This is a genomic window from Streptomyces daqingensis (genome assembly GCF_014645895.1).
Lineage (GTDB): Bacteria > Actinomycetota > Actinomycetes > Streptomycetales > Streptomycetaceae > Streptomyces > Streptomyces daqingensis.
Genome location: NZ_BMMP01000027.1, coordinates 41,462 through 62,564, shown reverse-complemented (window position 1 = coordinate 62,564; position 21,103 = coordinate 41,462). Strand labels below are relative to the sequence as shown.

Genomic DNA, 21,103 nt, shown 5'->3' with positions numbered 1-21,103 from the left:
GGTTGCCGGCTGTCAGCCGTTATCTGTCAGTTGTCAGCCGTCGGTCGTCACCTGTCATCCGTCACCCGCCATCCGTCACCGGGCCTCGCGCACCTCGGTGACGGTGTAGGACATCGACATGCGGAAGCCCATGCCCATGCGGACCGGAGCCAGGTCGGCGAGCTCCTCGCCCACCGCCGGGAAGAACGTGATCTCTCCCGCGCCTGACCACACGTCGGCGACCTGCTGGTCCTCGGCGATCATCCGCACCAGTTCGTGGACGACCGGCCTGTCGTACTGGCCGACGCTCAGGCGCGGGAAGTAGCGCAGATTGATCGTGTCGCGGCTGAGCAGCGGCGACGGGTCGCTCATCGGCTGCTCGAGCGTCACCCTGGCCTCGGCGAGCGTGCGTTCCCCCGAGGACATGCTGGCCCCGAAGCGTGCGCCCTGGGAGAGAGTCGGTGCGGCCTTCCCGGGAGAGGCGAAGACGCGCGTCTGGTGCACCGCCCCCATCTTCTTCGGGAAGCCCTGGACCCAGCCGCGTGCCAGAGCGTGGTCGTTGTCGACGTAGATGTACGGGCACCACGACACCGGCTCGCCCTTCAGGTGAGCGTCCACCAGGACGAAGAACTCGTGGTACTGGCTGCGGACGGGGTCGAGGTACTCGTCGTGGTCGCCCGAGAACTGCCAGTCGAAGTAGAGCGCGACGACCCGCCCCGATGTGTCCGGGTCCGGGGTGAGGCCCTCGGGGAGCGTCGCCTCGGCCGCTTCCGGCTCGGTCCAGAACTCGACGCCGATCACGTCCCCGGCGTAGTGCCAGGGGGGTGCGGAGGCGATGTTCGCCTCCCCTCGCGGGGAGAGCGGCACGGTGTAGCCCTGCAGCATGTCTCCACCTCCCGTGGAGGGTCTGCTCCCGTACGGCCCGAAGGCTGCGACGGGACGGGAAGAAGGCGGGGGCCGGCGTGCCCGGGCCCGCGACCCTGAGCACGAGAGCCCTGTCCACGAGAGCCCTGTCCACGACAGACCTGTGCATGAGAAGCCTGTCCGCGAAAGGCCTGATGAGGCCGCCTTCCGGCCAGGCTAGGGGATTCGCCCGGCAGTTTCCTGACGAGCGCCCGGACCCCCTCCCCGGCGCCCTGCCAGTGCTCGCGCCTCATCGAGCGCGGGGCGCCCGTACGGCCCGGCGCGCCCCGGCACCGCACCCCTGGCACCCCCTCGAACTCGGCGCTCGCCCGCGCGCACATGGCCCGCAGTACGGCGCCCGGGGCCCGGCGCCCCCGTTCTCACGGCACGAGGAACTCCCGTACGAGTCGGCCCACTTCCCCGGGCGCCTGGAGGTGCAGCATGTGCCCGGCCCCCGGGACCTTCGTGATACGCAAACCCGGCCTGGCCTCCTCCCGCAGCGATGCGAGCCCCCGCCGTACGCCCTCCGCCAACGCCTCGTTCAACTCCCGGAAGGGCGCGGGCAGTCCGGACAACTGCGGTCTCTGCCCGCCCTGCACGAGGAGCACCGGACAGGACGTCTCGCGCACCGCGGTGAAGGTGTCCCAGCCCTCCAGCGGGCGCATCAGCTCCTTCTGCGCCGACGCGCCGGGCCTGCGCAGGAGGCGCCCGTCCTCCAGCGGCCGGAGGGAACGCCGGGCTCCGGCTTCCTCCAGCTCCGCGTCCAGGCCGAGCGCGTCCGCGGCCCGCCGGGCCCGTGCCAGGACGAGACCCGCCTGGCCGGCGTCGAGGATCTCCGGCTTGAGCGCCGCCGAGTAGACGGCGAGCTGCTCCGCGCGCCGCTCCGCGACGGTCTCGGCGTCGAGGCCCGGGTAGAGCTCGGGACGGCCTCCGCCGAAGCCGTCGAGATCGACCACGCCGGGACCGTCCGGACGCCGCCGGCCGTGGCACAGCGCGATCACGCCGCCCAGGGAGTGACCGATCACGCGCGGGTCGTCCAGGGCGAGTGCTTCGCAGACGGCGTCGAGGTCGGCGAGGTGGGCGTCCCAGCCGTAGTCCCCGTCCGGCGGTGCGTCGGAACGGCCGTGGCCGCGCAGGTCGTAGGAGACGAGGCGCAGGCCGGTCAGGTGCGGCAGCAGCTTCTCCCAGTCGAGCAGGGTGCGGTTCGCTCCGTGGCAGAGGACCGCGTCCGGGCCGTCGCCGCCGTGGTCGGTGACTGCGATCTCCCCTGCCGGTCCCGGTACGCGGTGGGCCCGTACGTCTGGCACAGCTGCTCTCCCCCTCGGTCCTGGCATGGCGCCGCCAGAGTGCCTCCCGGAGCTCCGGGAGGCCACCGAATATCCGGGGACGGAGGCCGGCCTCGTTCGTCTCCGTCCGGCTGCACGCGGCGGCCGCCGTGCCCGCCCGCCGGGAACGCGCTCAGCGGCACGCTCCGCGGTGCACTCCTCGGGCCGACCCGCAGGCTGGTCGGCAGCGTGCTCAAAGTCCGGAAGAATGAACCCAGTTGACTGTCCCCGGGTACCTGGCGTGCCGTGGCGCCCGCACGTGATCCTGTCGATCCTGGGAACCTGTGGGGCGGTCTGAAGGCGCAGGGGGCGGAATTGAGTGCAGTGTTCTCGAGCGGGTTCGACAAGCGGTCCCCCCGAGGAAGCGCGTACCGCGGCATGTTCGGCACCGGGGTCCTGAGCGGACTCGTCGACGGCATCGACGAGTACCGCGCCGGCCTGGAGCGGCAGCCGTACCGGTCGCGGAGCCTGGGGCCCGCCCTGCTCGGCGCCTTCCACCGGCTGGACGACGAGGAGCTCGTGGAGCGCATCGCCGGATATCCGGCCGCCTGCGTGGTGATCCGTGACGAGCCGCACGCCCTGCCCACCCAGGTGGAGCTGCTGCGGGACGCCGCCAAGCGCAGCGCCGGCTTTCCGGCCGGCGCGCTCCCGGGCCTGCCCGGCCTCGCGCTCGCGGCCAAGGGCAGGCCACCCGTCGCCGGGCCGGCGAGCCCCATGGCGGACGTACGGCTGTCCGCGCTGCGCACGCTCGGGGGCGCCTCGGGGGAGGACGAGGGGGACGGCGCCGCGCCCGCACTCCACACGAAGATGCTGATGGTCGGCGAGCTCTGGTGGCACGACGAGGCGACGCTGGGCAAGGCCGCCGACGTCGCCGAGTTCACCCCGCACAGGCTGTGGCTGGGCAGCGCCAACGGCACCGCGCGCTCCAGGGCGGATCTCGAGTTCGGGCTGTGGCTCGACGACCGCGGACTGCTGGAGACCGCCCGCCAGTTCATGGTGCAGCTGCTCGCCCGCTCCGAGGACTGGAACCCGGACGGCGCGGCTCCCGCCCCCGGGCTCACGGCTCAGGCCTGAGCCAGGATCGGCGTGACGCCTTCCGCGCCACGTGGCCGTCAGGGCGTCCCGCGCGCAGGGCGACGAGGGAGGCCGCTCGGGACGCCGTCGAGACCTGCTCGGACGTCCCGGGCGATCCGCTCGGAACGCACGACGGCGCCCGCATGAGGAGGCCCGGAGTCCCGCCGGGCGGAGGCCGGGAGTCCGCTCGGGCACGCGGCCGGGAATCCGTCCGGGCATGGCCGAAGGTCCGCCCGGGGACGCACGGAAGTGCGACGGGACGTGTACGTCCGCGCAGCGCGGTTACTCAGAGGACTGCCCCGCTGCTTCGGCAGACAGGCAGTGAGGAAGTACCTGCGGGCCGGCCGCGGACGGCGTGCGGGTACGCCTGGTGCCTCCGCGCCGCACAGTGCGACGGGGCGGGCCGCTCGGGCACGGTCTCACACGGCCAGAGCGGGCTTCGCGCCGTCCGCTGAGGGCGCGGCGGGCACCCGGAAGGCGAGCATCGCGACGTCGTCGCTGTTGTCGTCCGGGCGGACGCTCTCCAGGAGCCGGTCGCAGAGGACGCCCAGGGGGCCCTGCGCAAGCGCCAACGCGTGCTCCCGCAGCTTGGCGAGTCCGACGTCGATGGACTCCCCCGGCGACTCGACCAGTCCGTCCGTGTAGAACACCACGGTGGACAGCGGGGGGAGCGTGATGACGGCGTCGTTGCGGTCGGGAGCCACGCCGGTGCCGAGCAGGATGCCGTGTCCGTACTCGAGGAAGCGCGCCTCGCCGTCGGGCGTCACGAGGAGTGGCGGAGGATGGCCGGCGTTGGTCCAGCGCAGCAGCCACTGCCCGTCGTCGGTGCCCTCGACGTGGGCGAAGACGATCGTGGCCATCGATATGTCGGTCAGGTGCAGCAGCGCACGGTCCAGCCGTTCGAGGATCGCGGCGGGACGTTCCTGGTGGGACCAGGCGAGGGCCCGCAGCATGTTGCGCACCTGCGCCATGCCCGCCGCGGCGTCGAGGTCGTGGCCGACGACGTCGCCGATGACGAGGGCCGTGGGGCCGTCCGGCAGCACGAACGCGTCGTACCAGTCGCCGCCCACCTGCGAGGCGTTCGGCGCGGCGAGGTACCGCGCCGTCATCTCCACGCCCGTCACGCTGGGGAGCTGGGGCAGCAGATGCCGCTGCATCGTCTCCGAGACGCGGCGCTGCTGCTGGTACAAGTGGGCGTTGGAGAGGGCGAGTCCGGCGCGGCGGGTTATGTCCTCCAGAAGGGACAGCTCGCCCGCGTCGAACTCCCCGGCCCTGTCCGCGCGGCCCAGTGTCAGGGCGCCCAGCACCTCCCGCGGGCCGCGGAACGGTGCGATGGCGGCCGAGTGGATACCGGTCGCCTCGAACATCTCCCGCTGCACCACCGCGACCCTGGAGTCGGGCGGGCCCTGGTACGTCTGCGGTCCGGCGACCGTGGCGGAGACCCCGCGCAGCGCTCGGGAGAGCGGCATCGACGATTCCTGGGGGACGGGCGGCATCCGCCCTTCGAGGCTCTCCTTGCGGACGAGGGAGCCGTCCTCGTAGTGGTACACCGCGATCCGCCGGACGTCGCCTCCCTCGGTGATCAGGTCGATGACGGCCCAGTCCGCGAGCAGCGGCACCACGAGCCGCACGAGCCGGTCCAGCGCGTCGTCGACGTCCAGCGTCGAGGTCAGCGTCGTGGTCGTCTCGGCGAGGAGCGCCAGGCGGTCGAGTTCGGTGAGGGGGGTGGAGGGGAAGTCGTCCTGTGCCGCGGTGATCGTGGAGGTGTCGGGGCGCTCCTTGTGGATGAGGACGACGGCGCCCTGAGCGTCTTCGCCGATACGGCAGGGGGTGACCGTCCAGGAGAGCTCCAGCAGGGACCCGTCCCCGCGTTCGAACCAGTCCTGCGCGCCGTGCGCGGTGCGGTTGGTGAGGAAGGCCTGCATCAGCGAGCACTGGGCGCGCGGGACCGTCTCCCCGCGGCTGTTGCGGCGGAGCAGGTCGTGGGCGTCCTGATCGACGAGTTCCTCGGCGGAGCGGGCCAGCAGCTTCTCGGCCTGGGCGTTGGCGTCGACAATGCGTCCTTGGGCGTCCAGGACGTACATGGCGACGTCCAGGGCGGCGCCCAGCCCCCGGAGCGGCTGAGGGCTGTGCCCTGTCGGTCTTTCGGCGCCGGAACCGCTCACGCGCATGCCTCCTCAGCTCCGCCTTCCACTGGCCGCCACTCTTGCACACCTCATTGATATGTCCCCCGGTCGCGAGGACCGCAAGCGGGCAGGCGGACGTCGCCAGGTGAACGGCGAACCCACCCTGTGTACCCCGCGGGTTGAGTCCAAACGCGTATGCGGCTGGGAAGTGTTCCGCCGCAGGCCGGGGACCGGTGCCTGTGCGGCAGATCACGAGATCTCGGCCGTTGCCGGACGTGCGGGAAGCGGCCCGCGGACCGGCGCTTCCGGGGGCGCACGGGGACAGTGACGGTCACGAGTCAGAAAGAAGGGGCGTGCCCGGTTCGGGCACGCCCCTCGTTCCGTCCGTCTCGTTCCGTCCGTCGCGGTTGTCAGGCTGTGCGGTGTGTCAGGCCGCGGCCAGCGAGAGCTCAGGCTGCCGGTCGCTCTCCACGTCCCGGCGCAGACGTTCGCACGTTCCCGAGATCAGCCGGGAGACGTGCATCTGCGACAGACCGAGGTGCGCCGCGATCCGCGACTGCGTCCATCCGCTGAAGAAGCGCAGGTAGAGGATCTGGCGCTCGCGTTCGGGAAGGCTGTGGAGGTGGGGCTTGACGGCCTCTCGGGAGAGGACCAGATCGAAGCCGGGGTCGGTGGAGCCGACGCAGTCGAGCAGGGCGTAGCCGTCGTCGCCGTCACCGATCGGCGCGTCCAGCGAGAGCGACCTGTAGCTGCCGAGGGCATCCATGCCCAGCTGCACGTCCTCCTCGCACAGCCCGCACTCCTCCGCGAGCTGTGCGACGGTCGGCGACCGGCCGAGGGAGCTGCTCAGCGTGGCGATGGCGGTGCGCACCCGGTTGCGCAGCTCCTGCACGCGGCGGGGGACGTGGACGTCCCAGGTGTGGTCGCGGAAGTGCCGCTTGAGCTCGCCCGTGATGGTCGGGATCGCGAAGCTTTCGAAGGCGGAGCCCGCCGCGGGGTCGTACCGGTCGACCGCCTTGAAGAGGCCCAGCGCGGCCACCTGCTCCAGGTCCTCCAGCGACTCGCCCCGGTTGCGGAACTTCCGGGCGAGGCGGTGCGCCATCGGCAGCCACGCCGCGACGAGGCGCTCGCGCAGTTCGTCGGCTTCCGGTCCCGGACCGAGACGGGCCAGGCGCTCGAAGTCGCCGGCGGTCTCCGGAGCGTCGTGATGGGGGTGCCTGCTACGCCCTTGGAGTCGAACGGCGCTCATGAGGGTGCTTACCTCCCGCGATTGCACAGCCAGTCGGATGGCGCGGGTGTCGACGCAGCCGTGGAAGCCAGCCGGTGAAGGGCTGCCGACTCCCGCGCTGTGCCTGCTTTCCGAAGCACTGGCCTCCCGTTTGTCCTGGCTTCCGCCCGTCAAACCAAGTCGTTTCGGAGGCCGGTTCCGAGGCCGGTTCCGGGGCCGGGCGTGCTGTCCGCCGGGCGCCGCGGCGCACTGCGCCGGCCCTGCCGGTGCGTGTGTGCGCGGCGGGAACCACACGGTGAGGGGGAGGGGCAAAAGTGGTGGCGAACCTCGTCAAAGAGCCCTGGTTGCGGCCCATTTGGGGCCGTTCGCACGGATCATGCAGGCGGTGCCGGTGGTTAGACTCACCCGACTGCGATCGGGGACGTCAGGCAGCCGCAGGAGGCACAGGATGGTGCAGGCGAAGAAGATCATGCTCTACGTGGTGGTGGTCTTCGCGCTCTATACGATCATCACGTCTCCAGCCCGGGCCGCCGACCTCGTCCAGATCGGCTTCGAGGGCATATCGAGCGCCGCGCAGGGCGTGGGCCACTTCATGACGGAACTCGTCAACTAGTTCGGTTCTCGCCGCCCTCCCGCGAGGTTCCGCGAGAGCGCCGGCGTACTCGGCAGTCGGCCCTCGCGCTTCACCGGTGCGGGGGCCGAACGCCGTCCGCGGCCACTGCCGCGGCCCTCCGCACAGCCTCCGCCACCAGCAGCCGGAGGCCTCTCGCGCTTCTCAACTCACCATCAACACGGCCATTTACGGTGCTTGCACACGTTGCACATGTCTTGTGATGCTATGACCGCTTTTGGCCGATGCATCGAGCAACAGACCCGGACCTTGAATAGGTGGTGGCTGAGTGGCGGCGACCCAGACCCGCGAGAGCCGCAGCGCGGAGGCCCGGGCGCTGACCCAGGAGCTCTTCGAGCAGCTGGCCGGGCAGAAGCCCGGCACCGCCGGCCATGAGCGGGTGCGCACCGCGCTCATCGAGGCGAACCTGCCGCTGGTGCGGTACGTGGCAGCCCGCTTCCGCAGCCGCAACGAGCCGATGGAGGACGTCGTCCAGGTCGGCACCATCGGCCTCATCAACGCCATCGACCGCTTCGACTCCGAGCGGGGAGTGCAGTTCCCGACCTTCGCCATGCCGACGATCATCGGTGAGATCCGGCGCTACTTCCGCGACAACGTCCGCACCGTGCACGTCCCCAGGCGGCTGCACGAGATGTGGGTGCAGGTCAGCAGCGCGACGGAGGACCTGACCACCGCTTTCGGGCGCTCGCCCACCACGGCCGAGATCGCGGAGCGGCTGAAGCTCGCCGAGGAGGACGTCCTGGCGTGCATCGAGGCGGGACGCTCGTACCGCGCAACGTCGTTGGAGGCGGCGCAGGAACGCGAGGACGGCCTGCCGGGGCTGCTGGACCGGCTCGGATACGAGGACCCGGAGCTGGACGGGGTCGAGCACCGCGATCTCGTCCGGCACCTGCTCGTCCAACTCCCCGAGCGCGAGCAGCGGATCCTGCTGCTGCGCTACTACCGGAACCTGACGCAGTCACAGATCAGCGCCGAGCTGGGTGTGTCCCAGATGCACGTCTCGCGGCTTCTGTCCCGGAGCTTCGCGCGGCTTCGCGCGGCGAACCGTATCGAGGCATAACCGGGCAGAGACGTACGTAACGAGGACTCAACTGCCTTCGCTGTGCAGTTTTATCGACATGAGGCTACGTCGCGTTGCCTACTTGTGACATTCTGCAAGAGCTGCGTTTGCCGCAACGGCGCTTCCGGTATGCAGGGGGAGGTGCCTCCCTCGAACGAGGGTGCCGCTGCGACCCGTCCGCGACCTCAAGGGGGTGGCATGTCCGTAGAACTGGGCAGCTCGAAGGTGCTCACCGAGAACACGACCGCGACCGGCGACGTCGACGCCATGGGAGCCCTCGAGGCGCCCGCAGAGGACACCGCCCTCGACACGCGCACCCTCTCCCGCGCCCTCTTCCTGCGGCTGGCCACGCTCGGCAAGGACAGCGCGGAGCGGACCTACGTGCGGGACACCCTCATCGAGCTCAACCTGCCGCTCGTGCGGTACGCCGCCGCGCGCTTCCGCAGCCGCAACGAGCCGATGGAGGACATCGTCCAGGTCGGCACGATCGGCCTCATCAAGGCCATCGACCGGTTCGACGCCGAGCGCGGCGTGGAGTTCCCGACGTTCGCGATGCCGACGGTCGTCGGCGAGATCAAGCGCTTCTTCCGCGACACCTCCTGGTCGGTGCGCGTACCCCGCCGCCTCCAGGAGCTGCGGCTGGCGCTCACCAGGGCGAGCGACGAGCTGTCGCAGACCCTGGACCGCTCGCCGACGGTGCCCGAACTCGCCCAGGCCCTCGGGGTTTCCGAGGAGGACGTCGTCGACGGGCTGGCCGTGGGGAACGCCTACACGGCCTCCTCGCTGGACTCCCCCTCCACGGAGGAGGACGGCGGCGAGGGCTCCCTCGCGGACCGGCTGGGCTACGAGGACGCGGCGCTGGAGGGCGTCGAGTACCGGGAGTCGCTGAAGCCGCTGCTGGCCAAACTGCCGTCGCGCGAACGCCAGATCATCATGCTGCGCTTCTTCGCCAACATGACGCAGTCCCAGATCGGCGAGGAGGTCGGCATCTCGCAGATGCACGTCTCCCGGCTGCTGACGCGCACCCTCGCGCAGCTGCGCGAGGGTCTGATCGCCGAGGAGTGACCCCGGGCGTGCCCCTCGGATCTCCGCGGTCGTGCCGGCCACGGCGCGCGGAGACCTCCGGGCGGCCCGCGTACGCGCCGGAGTGAGCGGAAGAGTCACCGGCGGGACGCGGGCCGGGGCGCACACACGCGGCCGGTCCGCAGCCGGACCGGCCCGTCGGACCGGGGCATCGTCGAGAGCGCCCCGGTGAAGAGCGGCCCGCCGGACGGCGGGACGGTCGCGCGCGACCCGGTGACGGCTGAGCGCCGGTGGCAGCGCCCCGGCAGGGGCGCCGGTGAAGTGCGGCCCTTCGGACCGTCAGGCCATGGCGAGCCAGATCGCGGCACCGATGACCACTACCGCGGCGACGATGCCGAGGACGAGGCCCGTCCGTGAGCCGGACGACGCCGCCTGCGGGGCGGACCGCCGCGCTCCTCCGGGGCCGCCCTCCTCCTCGACGAAGGCGCGGAACATCTGCGTGCTGCCGGCCGGATCCTGTGCGTTCTCCGGGCCCTGCGGTGCATGCGGGTTGTGTGCCATGAGGCAGGACCTTAGCGAAGCCGGGAAGGGCCGTCAGCCCCCGCCCCACCTTGAAGATCCACTCTCCTCGCCCCCACCGGCACCGGCGCTTTGCCGATTCTTTGCTTCCGTTTCGCTCATTTAATTTGCGTACAGCAACTAATGGACTATGGTTGCCCTGAGCAACAATAAGGAGGGGGTGAGATGGCTGCGCGAGCTGCACGCAGTAGCTACGAGGAACTGGCCCGGCACCTTAGCGGCATAGGCGCCGTGAGGCGAGAGATGGCGCGAGGATTGCCGCCGGACTGCCCGCCGGCCTCCGCTGCGGCCCTGACCCTTCTCCATAAGTACGGAGAGATGCGGATAGGCCGCCTTTCCGAACTCATGGCCGTCGACATGTCGGTGACAAGCCGCCACGTCTCACACATCGAGGAACGGGGCTGGGTCGAACGCCACCCCGACCCCCTGGACGGCAGATCGCGCCTGCTGCGCCTCACCGGACCGGGCCGCCGGCAGCTGGACGTCCTGGCCGAGGCCACCACGGAGACGCTGGAGACCTTCCTCTCCGACTGGACCGACGAGGAGATCGCGGGACTCAACGGAATGCTTGAGCGTCTTCGCCAAAGCTTCGGCGACAGCCGTGCATCGCGCCCCGCCCCCGAGGACACTCCATAGACCACCGCACCGCACCGAGCACGAAGTAAGGAAACGAATGGCCACGACCACACCTTCCGGTGTGCACGGAGCCGGCGCCGGAGGCGGAGCCGGTCACGCGTCGCCGGCGCCCGCGCACGCCTCCGGTGGTGCCGCACCCATGACGCACCGGCAGATCATGGAGGCGCTGTCCGGGCTGCTGCTCGGCATGTTCGTCGCCATCCTGTCGTCGACGATCGTCGCCAACGCCCTGCCGAAGATCGTCGCGGAGCTGGGCGGCGGACAGAGCGCCTACACCTGGGTGGTGACGGCGTCCCTGCTGACGATGACCGCGACGACGCCTCTGTGGGGCAAGCTCGCGGACCTGTTCAGCAAGAAGGCCCTGCTGCAGACCGCCATCGTCATCTTCGTACTGGCCTCCGCCACCGCCGGCTTCTCGCAGGACACCAATCTGCTGATCGCCGCGCGCGCCGTACAGGGCATAGGCATGGGCGGCATCACGGCTCTCGTGCAGACCGTGATCGCCGCGATGATCTCGCCGCGGGAACGCGGCCGCTACACCGGCTACATCGGTGCGACCTTCGCCGTCGCGATGGTCAGCGGCCCGCTGCTCGGCGGCGTCATCACGGACACGAGCTGGCTCGGCTGGCGCTGGTGCTTCTACGTCGGCATACCCTTCGCCGTGATCGCGCTGGTGGTGCTCCAGGCCACGCTGCGGCTGCCCACGGTCAAGCGCCAGGTGAAGATCGACTGGCTCGGTGCCTTCTTCGTCGCGGCCGCCGCCTCGCTGCTGCTGATATGGGTGACCTTCGCCGGCGACAAGTACGACTGGCTGTCGTGGCAGAGCTACAGCATGGTCGGCGGCTCCGTCGCACTGGCGCTGCTGTTCCTGCTCGTCGAGGCGAAGGCCTCCGAGCCGATCATCCCGCTGCGGCTGCTGAAGAACCGGACGATCGCGCTGAGCTCGGCGGCCTCGATGTTCGTCGGCATCTCGATGTTCGGCGCGACGGTCTTCCTCAGCCAGTACTTCCAGCTCGCACGTGGCGAGTCGCCGACGATGGCCGGTGTCATGACGATCCCCATGATCGTCGGCATGTTCCTCTCGACGACCGTCTCCGGGCAGGTCATCACCCGCACCGGCAAGTGGAAGCTGTGGCTCTGCTCCGGCGGCGTGCTGCTGACCGCGGGCCTCGGGCTGCTGGGCACCCTGCGGCACGACACCGTCTACTGGCACATGGCCTGCTTCATGGGCATGCTCGGCATCGGCGTCGGCATGATGATGCAGAACCTGGTCCTCGCCACCCAGAACCAGGTGGACACGGCGGACCTCGGCGCCGCCAGCTCGGCGGTCAACTTCTTCCGCTCGCTCGGCGGTGCGGTGGGCGTCTCCGTGCTGGGCGCGGTGCTGTCCCACCGCATCACGGACCACGTGAACGAGGGCCTGGACAAGCTCGGCATCGAGCACGGCGGGCCCACCGGCGGCGCCGGCAGCGAGATCCCCGACCTCGCCGAACTCCCCCGTCCGATACGTGAGGTGATCGAGAGCGCCTACGGCCACGCCATCGGCGACATCTACCTCTACGCCGCGCCCGTCGCGCTGGTGAGCCTCTTCCTGGTGCTGCTCATCAAGGAGGTGCCGCTGAAGACGACCTCCGGCCTGGAGCAGCAGGGCGCCGACGGCGTCCTGTCCGAACCGGCAGGACCGTCCGCCACCGACACCGCCGCGCATCACGCCCTGCAGCAGGCGGGCGTCCAGCGGGCCCAGGACCTGCAGGCTCCGCCGTCCGCTCAGGAGGCCCCGGAGAGCGAGCTGTCGGGCAACTCGCAGCACTCGGTCCGCGGCACCATCCGCAACGTGGACGGTTCCGGCGTCTCCAGGGCCGCCGTGACGCTGATCTCGCTGAGCGGCAGTCAGCTCGGGCGGGCCGTGGCGCGGATGGACGGCAGGTACGGGGTGGACACCCCCGGTCCCGGCAGCTACGTGCTGATCGCGGCCGCCGAGGGCCACACTCCGCAGGCGTCGACGGTGACCGTGGGCGAGGAGCCCCTGCGGCACGACATCCTGCTGGCGTCGACCAGCGGGCTCGCCGGACGCGTCCGCAGCACCGGCGACGGGCAGCCCGTGCGGAACGCGATGGTGGTCGTCACCGACGCCAGGGGCGAGGTGCTGGCGACCGGACGTACGGGCGAGCGGGGCGAGTTCAACTTCGACGAACTCGTGCCGGGAACCTTCACGATCGCCGTCAACGCGCCCGGCTACCGGCCGATCGCGCGCCCCGTCGAGGTCGAGACCCAGGGCGTGACCAGGATCGACCTCGAACTGGCCGCCGGCGCCCGCGTGCAGGGCGTCATCAGGGCCGGGAGCGACCGGCGCCCGTTGCCCGACGCGCGGGTCACGCTCATCGACGCGGCGGGCAACGTCGTCGCCACCGCCACGACGGCGGAGGACGGCGCGTACGGCTTCACCGACCTGGACGCCGGGGACTACTCGGTCATCGCCAGCGGCTACCCGCCGGTGGCGACCGCTCTGAACGTCCACGGCCAGGGTGCCGACGACTACGACATCGAGCTGCACCACCCCGACGAATGACGCATGCGGGCCGCCGCGCGGCGAACGCGGATCACGCGGCGACCTGCACGAAGAAGCCCGGCACCGCACCTCCCGTTACCCACGGGCAGCAGGAAGACTGGGCGGCGGGCGGGGGACGGCGTGCCGTCCCCGGTGCCGGGGGCCTGTCATGGGCCGCAAGACCGGGCCTGAGCGAGAAGGAGCGAATCGGAAGATGGCAGGCGCAGGCGTACGGGCGCAGATCCAGACCCGCGAGGGGTGGCCGGTGCAGCACGCCGTGCTGACCGTGACCGACATGACAGGTGTGCAGGTGCTCCGCGCGGAAGCGGACACGGACGGCGTCGCCCAGAGCGAAGAACCGCTCCCCCCGGGCCCCTACACGGTGATCGCGACCGCGCTCGGCTACGCGCCGGCCGCCGCCACCGCCCTGGTCACCGCGTCGGGACGGGCCGAGCTGGGGACGCTGACGCTGGTACGGCAGGGCGGCACCGAACTGCCGCCGCCCGGCCCGTGGACGATCGACCCCGTGCACTCCACGATCGGAGCGACCGCGCAGCACCTGGGCATCTCCAGCGTCCACGGCAGGTTCACGAAGTTCAGCGGACGGGTCGAGATCGACGAGGACCCGGAGAAGTCCTACGTCGAGGCCGTCATCGAGGGCGACAGCATCGAGACGGGCAACCGCATACGCGACGCACACCTGCGTTCCGAGGACTTCCTGAACGTCGAGAAGCACCCCCAGCTCACGTACCGCAGCCACGCCGTCGAGCCCTCCGGCACCGACCGGTGGACGGTGCAGGGCTGGCTGGCCATGCACGGGGTCGTACGGGACGTGGCTCTGGACCTGACGTACCTGGGATACGGGCCCGACCCGTGGGGCGGCATCCGTGCCGCTTTCCGCGCGACGGCCGAACTCCAGCGCGAGGACTTCGCGATGAACTACAACCAGATCCTCGCCGCGGGCATCGCCGCCATCGGCACCACGCTCAGGATCGAGCTGGACGTCCAGGCCGTGCAGGGCGAGGACCTGCCCGACCTGGGGTGAGCACCGCTCCCCGCCCGGGCGCCGGCGCCGTGTGCGCGGCGCCGGGGCGGGCGGAACTCCCCCGGAACGAACGCACGGTGGCCCGGTCCGCTCCAGGACCGGGCCACCGTGTTCTCACTCCCGTTCGTCTGTGACTCCGTTCTTCGGCATCACCCCGTCTGCGTCAGCCGTTGACGTACCCCATGTACGTGTCCCAGTTCCAGTTCGGACCCGGGTCGGTGTGGTCGTTGCCGGGGACCTCGTTGTGCCCGACGACGTGGGCCCGGTCCTTCGGGATGCCGTGCTTGTCGCACAGGTGCTTCGTCAGGGCGCCCGACGCGCGGTACATGGCGTCGGTGAACCACGACGGGTCGTCGACGAAGCCCTCGTGCTCGATGCCGATGGCGGAGGCGTTGCCGCCCCGCGCGTGCCACGCCGTGTCGGCGTCGCGCACCATCTGCGTGATCTCGCCGTCGGACGAACGCACCACGTAGTGGGCGCTGACCTGGGCCTCGGGGTTCTGGAACCAGCTGATGGTGCCCGCGTAGGCGCCCTGGGTGACGTGGACGACGACCTGGGAGATCGCCGCGTCACGGCCGGTGTTGTAGTTGGCCGCGTTGGCGGGGTTCCAGATGGCCGGCGGGTAGTCCTCGCTCTTGGTGCCGACGCCGGGGGCCTTCGCGTCGGCGAGCTTGCCGCGCTCGGGCGCGACCTTCTGCCCGGACATCTCGACCTTCGCCTTCGCGGGGAGGCCCTTCTTCACGAAGTCGTACGCGGCGTCCGCGTAGAGGCGCTTGAGGGAGGCGCTGTCGGCACCGCCGTAGGCGGCGACCGCCGGGTACCAGGCCTCGATGCGCTCGCGGTCGGCCGCCTTGAGCCCGGCCTTGTCGGCGAAGGCGCGCAGGACGGCGGCACCGCCGCGGATGTTGGCGGCGTCGTTCTTCTTCAGGTCCGCGACCGACTCGTCGGTGAGCTTCGCGGCCTGGTCGAGCGTCTGGCGCTCGGGGTTGTCGACGAGGTGCATGACGCCGAAGCCGTTGTCCTGGCTGGGCTCGCCCTTGTGCCCGTCCAGGTGGGTCTCCGCGTAGCCGACCGACACGAGGAGGTCGCGCGGCACGTCGAACTCCTTGGCCGCGTCGCTGAAGGCCTTGCCCATGCTCGGCTCGCCGTCGGCGGGCGCGGCGGTGGCGCTCTGGCCGACGACGGCCATCGTGGCGGCGAGCGCGCCGCCGACGGTGACGGCGAGGAGTCTCTTGCGTGAGTTCATCGGGTCTGGCTGCCTCTCTGCATGTCCGGCACGTAGTGGGGGGATCGAGCGCCTGGCACCGGCCGGCGCACCGGATCTCGGCCGGTGCCAGGGTCGTGCGGGGTGGTACGCCCCGGACGGCGGCGATCCGGCGGGTGGGGCTCCGCCGGGGCCGTGCTTGGTGCGGGGTAGTGCGGACTGGCTCGCGGTGCCCCGTGAGGCACCGTCGGGCCGGAGGTTCCGGGACGTGGAGCCGCCCGGGAGGCGGCGGCTCCACGTCCCTTCCCCCGCGAGGAGCGCCCGGGAGCGGAACCGGGCGCCGAGGACCGCGGGGGCCCCGTACGGTCAGCCGGTCAGGGCGTGCAGGGCAGGTTGACGCCGCGCTCCGACATGTAGACCAGCGGGTCGTCGCCGAAGCCCATGCCGCCGTCGCGGTGGACCTCGAAGTGGAGGTGCGGGCCGGTCGACTGGCCTTCGTTGCCGACGTTGGCGATGTGCTGCCCGCCCGTGACGGTGTCGCCGACGTTCACGAAGCGCTCACTCATGTGCCCGTACTCGGTGACGGCGCCGTCGGAGTGCTTGATGCGGATCCACTGGCCGTAGCCGCTGGCGGGACCCGACTCGGTGACGGTCCCGGGGCCCGCCGCGTACATCGGCGTACCGAGGGGCGCAGCGAGGTCGACGCCGTCGTGACCGTCGTGGTACCCCTGGCTGATCTCGGCGGCGACGGGGCACGACGCCGGATCCGCGGCCTTCTCGCCGCCGGTCGCGGCCGCGCTCGCGGGGACGGCGACCAGGGTGGTCAGCGCGCAGCCGGCGACGGCTGCGAGCGCGATCAGACCGCGCTTGACGCGTCTGCTGTGGGGGAGACGGGACATCGGGATTCCTTCCACGGATGAAGACGAATTCCGTGCGTCCGCCAGTAGAAGCAGCCAGCCATGTACGCGACAACCCCGTTCGTGCAACAAGTGTCACTTTCTTGCTCAGGTGAAGGATTTTCAGGGAGCGAATCGTGAACACCCGCGCGATACCGGGCAGTACCTTCCGTGGTGCGACCACTGAAAGTTTCCGCCGTCTCACTCTGTGGACGAACTGCGGTGCGGCTGCGAGCGGTTGGACGTACGGAATCCGCATCCGGCTCCGCCGGCCTGATCCCGCACCCTCCGCCTGCCCGCCCCCGAGGAGTCCACACAAAGGCAACACCCGGGCGCCGCAAAGGAGTTGCGGGACAGAGTTGCAGGGCCCTGACCTCGGACTCCGCACCGCGTGCGAGTAGACTCCCCGCCCGAGGAGCCGGGCGTCACCCGCACCCGGCCGGGGGCAAGGGGGGCGGACGATGTCCGGGTACGAGGTGCGCGAGAGCGGCATGTCGGCGGAGGCCGGGAAGCTCGACCGCGCGGGCGACGACGTCGGCCGCATCCGCAAGGCCGTCGAGGACCAGATGTGCTACACGCCCGACGCCCTCGGCGGATCCGACTCGGGCCCGGCGTACGACGACTTCGCGGACGCCTGGCAGGCCGAGGCCCGCACCCTCGAAGCCGCACTGCACGAACTCGCGGGCAAGGTCCGCGTCTCCAAGCAGAACTACAGGGGCGCCGACGACGCAGCCGTCCTGGGCCTGCGCTCCGCGGCGGACGGAGGCACACCTGCGGCGCCCGCCCCCGCGGCAGGCGGAGTGACCACCATGCCGGCACCGGCGGCCTACCACCCCGGGATCACCACCGGCCCCACGCCGGGCGAACCGCCGCCGGGCCTGGCCGACTTCGGCTGACCGCGGCCGCCCGACGAGCCGCGGCACACCAGTCGGGCAGCGACAGCCCGGTACCGCAGTCCGGCACCGCAGCAGCGCACAGCACGCGGACGCGGCATGCGGCCGCACGTCCACCCAGCCGCGCGGCGCCGCGCGGCCCGCGTCACCGCCGTCCACACCGAACACGTCACGGGGCAACGAAGCATGGCCGAGGAATCCACCACGGACCGCCGCGAGAAACTCGCCGGACACGTGAAGTCCATAGCGGGAGCGGACGACAAGAACTCCCTCATCGAAGCGATCGACGACGCCCTGGGGGTCTCCCCGCCCGTCGGCTCGCCCAGCACCATCGAGAGCATCGCCAAGCGGTACAAGGGGCAGGCCGACGACGCCCGCGACGTGCAGGAGCGCGTGGAGAAGTCCGCCAAGTCGGGCCTGCCGTCGGTCTGGGTGGGCAGCACCGGCGCCAAGGCGTCCGAAGTGGTCGGAGCCGCGGGCCGTTCCGCCGAGCAGATGGACGTCGCGTTCCGCAAGGCGTCCAAGGCGCTCTTCGACCTCGCCGACGCCGTCACCGCGGCTCAGGCGGCGGACTCCTCCGGACGCCGCCAGCTCCGCGAGGCCCGCTCCATGCTCGGCGGCGAGGACGGCTTCTTCGACGACATGGTGGAGAAGGACGCCGAGGAGCGGGAGCGCAAACGCGCCCAGGAGGCGGCCGGGCACGGCGTACGCGCCATGCACAAGGCGGCCTCGCAGGCCGACGACGCCGCCCGCACCGCCGCGCGCGAGCTCAACAAGTACGCGTCGGAGGCCCGCGCGGGCCGGATGAAGACCGACGAGATCTCCGCGGCGGACCGTCTCGTCCTCGCCGACATCGCCACGGACGGCCGGCCGCAGGAGCAGAACGAGCTGCTCTCGGCCAACGACCTCGAACGCTCGGGCCGTCGCCTGGAGAAGATGAGCGACGCCGACCAGGCGAAGTACGAGCGGATGCTCGCCGACGCCAAGACCCCCCAGGAACGCGCCTACCTCGTCAAGGCCCTCGCCGCCGGGTACAGCCTGGGCGAGGTCTCCGAATTCCGCGACAAGATCCACGGCAAGGACCCCGCCTGGCTCCAGCAGCACCTCACTCCGGTCACCACCGCGAGCGACAGCAAGGCCGACGAGGGACTCAACGCCGACGGCTCGAACCGCAACACCGACGAGCAGCGGTTCGGTACGGAGCGGTGGTCGCAGGACGGCAACACCTGCGTGCCGTCCTCCACCGTCACCGCCCGCGCCATGGTCGACCCCGTCTACGCCCTGGAGCTGACCGGCGGCCCCTCCGGCCAGGAGGACGACCCGGCCGCCTTCCGCGAACGCCTCGGCGACGAGCAGATGCGCGTCCACGAAGAGGGCGACGGAAACTACGAGGGCTTCTTCTCCGACACCCCCTCGGGCATGGACAACGACGGCAAGACCGAGGTCGTCAACAAGGAGATCAGCCCCCACACCGGCAGCGAGTACGACTTCCAGGAGACCCGCAGCGCCGACGCGCGGCGCGACGTACTGCCGGACATCGAGAAGGCCGTCGCCGAGGGCAAGCCCGTCCCCATCGGCGTCGAGGGGTACTCGAACGGCGAACGGAGCGGCCACGGAATGATGGTGATCGGCCAGGAGGGCGACAAGCTGCAGATCTACAACCCGTGGGGCACCACGACCTGGGTCAGCGAGGACGACTTCGTCAACGGGCGCATGGGCAAGGCCTCGGACCAGGACCTGCCCGACGCCTACGCCGTCCACCTCCCCGCCGACTGAATCGACGACCGCCATGCGCACCGTGACCAAGCGACTCGCCCTGCCCGCACTGCCCCTCGTGCTGACCGCGCTCCTGACCGGGTGCGGCCAGGACACCTACGGGCAGGACGAGAAGAACCTCCAGGTGGACGACGGCGAGGAGTTCACGCTCTCCGTCCCCGTCGAAGCGGCCATGGGGGAGGACTGGTACCTCGCTTCCCCCGCCCCCGACAAGGCCGTCGTACGCAGCACCGGCGACCGCGAGGAGACCGACGGGAGCGACAGCGACGGCGGGCACAGCGCCACCCACTACTTCGACTTCAAGGCAGTGGGCAAGGGCACCACCGAGATCCGGCTCCTCGAATGCCCCTCGCTGGGCTGCGCCGGAGGAGGCGACGCCGGCGGCGAGATCTCCCCCTCGCCCGTGCCCAGCGGCAGCCCCACCCCCGACGCGGACGGACGCGGCCGCTACCACACCTACAAGGTCACCGTGAAGTGACCTCCGTGCTATCCCAGTTGAGGCATCCATGAGCACCACCCCGACGCCCCCGGACCGCACCGACGACGAACTCGCCGCACTCGACCCGGCAGCCATGCTGCGCTACGGCCTCTCCTTCACCGGGGCCCACCGCACGGCGCTCTTCGGCGACGGGGCCGTCTGCGCCGCCGTCCGCCTCGACCGGCTCGGCGTCCAGCCGCGGGCCGTCGCGTTCGTCGCGAAGATCGTCCGCGGCGGGGGCGTCCGGTACGCGGGGGACCTGACGGAACCGGTCCCCGGCGAGGAGGCAGCCGCCCAGGTCCGGTCCTGGCTGCGGTCCGCCTCGGACGTCGCCGGCGGCCCGGACGCCGAGGAGACCTGCGCCCGCTGGCTCGAAGCCGTCGCCGACCTCCTCGCCCTCCGCCACACCCACGGCAGGCGATAGCCCGACGGGGGGCAACTCGGCTGCCGACGGCCCCACTCGGCCCCGAGGCTCAACTCGGCCGCCGGAGACATGACTTACCGGACGCACGGCGCTGCCGCGGTTGCGAGGTGCGCGGTGCGCGGTTACGGGGCTTCGGCGAACCACTCTCGCGCGGTCCGGGTGCCGAGCAGGATCGCGAACACGACCGGCCACGTGATGTCGGAGGCGCCGGAGAGGAGAGGTTCGAAGAAGACGCGGACCACAGCCAGCGCGATCCCGACCGCGCACAGCACCAGAACGGTCTTCCAGGCCCATCGTCGGCCTAGCTGAAGAGCCCGTCCGAGCCCGAGAGAGAGCGCCCCGCCCAATATGGCGGCCAGACCGCCCACAGCGCCGACCATCCCGCCGGGGAACAGGCGCCAGAGCCCGGACAGTATGGCGAGTGCACCTCCGACGTACAGCAGGATCGCTGCCGCCTGCACCACACCCGGAACCTGCGGAAGGTACGGGGTGTTCCACTTGCCAGTGGACTCAGGGGGGTTGGGCGGTTCGGTCATACCGGCAAGTAAACCAGGCAGTCACAGCGGCAGAGCTGCGCAGCCTCTGCCAGACGCGACGCGGAGAACTCCCGCGCTGTGGGCCGACGCCCGGCATGGGCGACAAGCATCAGGACGGGTGCGCGACACCTCGGAGGTACGCCGCCGGCTGGGCCCCCGGGGGGCGTCAGCCACTGAGGTCACCGCTGATGTCAACGGCACAAGAAGAGGCCCCTCGGATAATCCGAGGGGCCTCTTACCTGCTGCGCGCTCGGCAGGATTCGAACCTGCAACCTTCTGATCCGTAGTCAGATGCTCTATCCGTTAAGCTACGAGCGCTTGGCCTTCCGGCTGTTGATCAACCGGGGCGGCGTTGCGGGAACAACATTACATGACCGCTGCCCAGAGGTGAAATCAGTTCCCTGCACCCCCTCTGACCTGCGAGAAGCCCGTTCCGGGCACCCCACCGAAACACACGGAAACCCCGGCTGTGAGAGCCGGGGTTTCGGCGATCTTGGAGATCGGAAGCGGAGGCTGAGGGATTTGAACCCTCGATGGGGGGTTATCCCCAAACCGCATTAGCAGTGCGGCGCCATAGACCAGACTAGGCGAAGCCTCCCGACACCCGCCCGACAGACGTGAGCGGTGTGTGCAGATGATGGCACAGCCCGGTGGGCTGTCTCCAATCGGCCCCCACCGTACTCGGTTCCGGGGCCGCCGGGCAAAGCGATTGGCGACACCGTCCCGTCGATGACCGGGA

At 71.0% G+C, this 21,103-nt stretch carries 19 protein-coding genes and 2 tRNA genes; 11 read left to right on the top strand and 10 right to left on the bottom strand.

The features are described 5' to 3' along the window. Window positions 1-75 precede the first annotated feature (75 nt). Both IEY56_RS27160 and IEY56_RS27155 read right to left on the bottom strand, forming a co-directional pair. Window positions 76-864, bottom strand: coding sequence for an acetoacetate decarboxylase family protein (locus tag IEY56_RS27160; protein ID WP_189039932.1), 789 nt, complete (start codon window positions 862-864; stop codon window positions 76-78). A 398-nt stretch (window positions 865-1,262) separates the two neighbouring features. Beyond that, a complete protein-coding gene (locus tag IEY56_RS27155) occupies window positions 1,263-2,189 on the bottom strand; it encodes an alpha/beta fold hydrolase (RefSeq protein ID WP_189039931.1) in 927 nt (308 codons plus the stop codon). A gap of 396 nt (window positions 2,190-2,585) precedes the next feature. Here IEY56_RS27155 and IEY56_RS27150 point away from each other — a divergent pair, with 396 nt between their 5' ends. Continuing rightward, window positions 2,586-3,281 carry a hypothetical protein gene (locus IEY56_RS27150; protein WP_189039930.1) on the top strand — a complete coding sequence of 232 codons (696 nt, stop codon included), beginning with the start codon at window positions 2,586-2,588 and terminating at the stop codon, window positions 3,279-3,281. Window positions 3,282-3,700: 419 nt separating this feature from the next. Here IEY56_RS27150 and IEY56_RS27145 read toward each other — a convergent pair whose 3' ends face one another. Continuing rightward, window positions 3,701-5,452, bottom strand: coding sequence for a SpoIIE family protein phosphatase (locus IEY56_RS27145; RefSeq protein ID WP_189039929.1), 1,752 nt, complete (start codon window positions 5,450-5,452; stop codon window positions 3,701-3,703). Between the two features lie 382 nt (window positions 5,453-5,834). After that, on the bottom strand, window positions 5,835-6,656 hold the full coding sequence (locus IEY56_RS27140; protein ID WP_189039928.1) for an RNA polymerase sigma factor SigF: 822 nt from the start codon (window positions 6,654-6,656) through the stop codon (window positions 5,835-5,837). Window positions 6,657-7,083: 427 nt separating this feature from the next. Here IEY56_RS27140 and IEY56_RS27135 point away from each other — a divergent pair, with 427 nt between their 5' ends. The 3 genes from IEY56_RS27135 (at window position 7,084) to IEY56_RS27125 (ending at window position 9,391) form a co-directional block, all read left to right on the top strand. Continuing rightward, window positions 7,084-7,248 (top strand): hypothetical protein, encoded by a 165-nt coding sequence (locus tag IEY56_RS27135; RefSeq protein ID WP_175439808.1) that lies wholly within the window; start codon window positions 7,084-7,086, stop codon window positions 7,246-7,248. A gap of 286 nt (window positions 7,249-7,534) precedes the next feature. Further along, complete coding sequence (locus IEY56_RS27130) at window positions 7,535-8,326, top strand: RNA polymerase sigma factor SigF (protein ID WP_045866024.1); 792 nt, start codon at window positions 7,535-7,537, stop codon at window positions 8,324-8,326. 198 nt (window positions 8,327-8,524) lie between these two features. Further along, the gene (locus tag IEY56_RS27125) at window positions 8,525-9,391 is read left to right on the top strand and encodes an RNA polymerase sigma factor SigF (RefSeq protein ID WP_189039927.1); all 867 of its coding nucleotides are present in this window, start codon (window positions 8,525-8,527) and stop codon (window positions 9,389-9,391) included. Window positions 9,392-9,688: 297 nt separating this feature from the next. Here the strand turns inward: IEY56_RS27125 and IEY56_RS27120 are convergent, their stop codons facing one another. After that, entirely contained in the window at window positions 9,689-9,910 is a 222-nt protein-coding gene (locus IEY56_RS27120; protein WP_189039926.1) for a hypothetical protein, read from the bottom strand. A gap of 183 nt (window positions 9,911-10,093) precedes the next feature. On the opposite strand from IEY56_RS27120, the gene IEY56_RS27115 reads away from it, so the two are divergent. The 3 genes from IEY56_RS27115 (at window position 10,094) to IEY56_RS27105 (ending at window position 14,157) form a co-directional block, all read left to right on the top strand. Then, window positions 10,094-10,564, top strand: a complete 471-nt coding sequence (locus IEY56_RS27115) for a MarR family winged helix-turn-helix transcriptional regulator (protein ID WP_189039925.1) — start codon at window positions 10,094-10,096, stop codon at window positions 10,562-10,564. Between the two features lie 139 nt (window positions 10,565-10,703). Continuing rightward, complete coding sequence (locus IEY56_RS27110; RefSeq protein ID WP_506004843.1) at window positions 10,704-13,133, top strand: MFS transporter; 2,430 nt, start codon at window positions 10,704-10,706, stop codon at window positions 13,131-13,133. Window positions 13,134-13,326: 193 nt separating this feature from the next. After that, the gene (locus tag IEY56_RS27105) at window positions 13,327-14,157 is read left to right on the top strand and encodes a YceI family protein (protein ID WP_189039923.1); all 831 of its coding nucleotides are present in this window, start codon (window positions 13,327-13,329) and stop codon (window positions 14,155-14,157) included. Between the two features lie 163 nt (window positions 14,158-14,320). Here IEY56_RS27105 and IEY56_RS27100 read toward each other — a convergent pair whose 3' ends face one another. Both IEY56_RS27100 and IEY56_RS27095 read right to left on the bottom strand, forming a co-directional pair. After that, a complete protein-coding gene (locus tag IEY56_RS27100; protein ID WP_189039922.1) occupies window positions 14,321-15,403 on the bottom strand; it encodes an N-acetylmuramoyl-L-alanine amidase in 1,083 nt (360 codons plus the stop codon). Between the two features lie 332 nt (window positions 15,404-15,735). After that, window positions 15,736-16,260 (bottom strand): M23 family metallopeptidase, encoded by a 525-nt coding sequence (locus IEY56_RS27095; RefSeq protein WP_189039921.1) that lies wholly within the window; start codon window positions 16,258-16,260, stop codon window positions 15,736-15,738. Window positions 16,261-16,718: 458 nt separating this feature from the next. On the opposite strand from IEY56_RS27095, the gene IEY56_RS27090 reads away from it, so the two are divergent. From IEY56_RS27090 to IEY56_RS27075, 4 genes are all read left to right on the top strand, one after another. Further along, window positions 16,719-17,153, top strand: a complete 435-nt coding sequence (locus tag IEY56_RS27090; protein WP_189039920.1) for a WXG100 family type VII secretion target — start codon at window positions 16,719-16,721, stop codon at window positions 17,151-17,153. A 183-nt stretch (window positions 17,154-17,336) separates the two neighbouring features. Next, window positions 17,337-18,926: a cysteine peptidase family C39 domain-containing protein gene (locus tag IEY56_RS27085; protein WP_189039919.1), complete on the top strand. Its 1,590-nt coding sequence runs from the start codon at window positions 17,337-17,339 to the stop codon at window positions 18,924-18,926. A 22-nt stretch (window positions 18,927-18,948) separates the two neighbouring features. Beyond that, window positions 18,949-19,404: a protease inhibitor I42 family protein gene (locus IEY56_RS27080; protein WP_189039918.1), complete on the top strand. Its 456-nt coding sequence runs from the start codon at window positions 18,949-18,951 to the stop codon at window positions 19,402-19,404. Between the two features lie 28 nt (window positions 19,405-19,432). Further along, window positions 19,433-19,828, top strand: a complete 396-nt coding sequence (locus IEY56_RS27075) for a hypothetical protein (protein ID WP_189039917.1) — start codon at window positions 19,433-19,435, stop codon at window positions 19,826-19,828. Window positions 19,829-19,950: 122 nt separating this feature from the next. On the opposite strand, the gene IEY56_RS27070 is transcribed toward IEY56_RS27075, so the two are convergent. The 3 genes from IEY56_RS27070 to IEY56_RS27060 form a co-directional block, all read right to left on the bottom strand. Further along, window positions 19,951-20,364, bottom strand: a complete 414-nt coding sequence (locus tag IEY56_RS27070) for a hypothetical protein (RefSeq protein ID WP_189039916.1) — start codon at window positions 20,362-20,364, stop codon at window positions 19,951-19,953. Window positions 20,365-20,609: 245 nt separating this feature from the next. Beyond that, window positions 20,610-20,682, bottom strand: a tRNA-Arg gene (locus tag IEY56_RS27065). Window positions 20,683-20,871: 189 nt separating this feature from the next. After that, window positions 20,872-20,962 (bottom strand) — tRNA-Ser (locus IEY56_RS27060). Between the last annotated feature and the right edge of the window lie 141 nt (window positions 20,963-21,103).